The organism is Vibrio sp. 1580, assembly GCF_033340055.1.
In genome coordinates this window covers 1-508 of record NZ_JAWOVT010000790.1, presented here as the reverse complement: position 1 = coordinate 508, position 508 = coordinate 1, and the positions used below count along the sequence as shown (strand labels likewise).

1 protein-coding gene is annotated in these 508 nt (G+C 45.3%); it reads right to left on the bottom strand.

The window, feature by feature from the left end; translation table 11 throughout:
- The coding region (gene repA, locus R7093_RS28400) for a plasmid replication initiator RepA (protein ID WP_318147432.1) at positions 1-452 on the bottom strand (452 nt) is incomplete at its 3' end.
- Positions 453-508: the final 56 nt, after the last annotated feature.

Here is a 508-nt window from a genome sequence, read left to right as displayed (position 1 = left end):
AATTTCCTTTGCATTGCAATGTTTTGGTTTACCAGGTCTTTGTATTGCTCAAGGCTCATGTTTCTAAGTTCATCATGAGACAGTGTATTAAGTAATGATGCTTGAGCGATGTTACGTTGTTGCTCTCGAGTTTTACCTTCAAGTTGGCGTTGCATCTTCTTGCGTGCCTGCTCCTTGGCTCTACGCTCAAAAGCTCTCTTACGCCACTGGAGTTGATTTTGTGCTTTCAGTTGAGTGATGGACATGCGCCCAACCTGCTCAGGAGTCATGCCGCTCTCAATAGCTTGATGCTTCAAGTAACCAAGACGCTTGTTGCGCTCTTTTTCAAGGCGTTCTGGCGTGACCCCTACCATTTGGAAGAACAAAGGAGTGGCTTCAAAGTATTTATCAATCCAACATCCAGCTTCTTTATCCCAAACCTGCCACTCTTTATCCGCTCTGATCACCCCCATTTCAACCATATCCTTTAACGCACGGCTAGCGCGTGAAATCGATACTATTGGGGTAT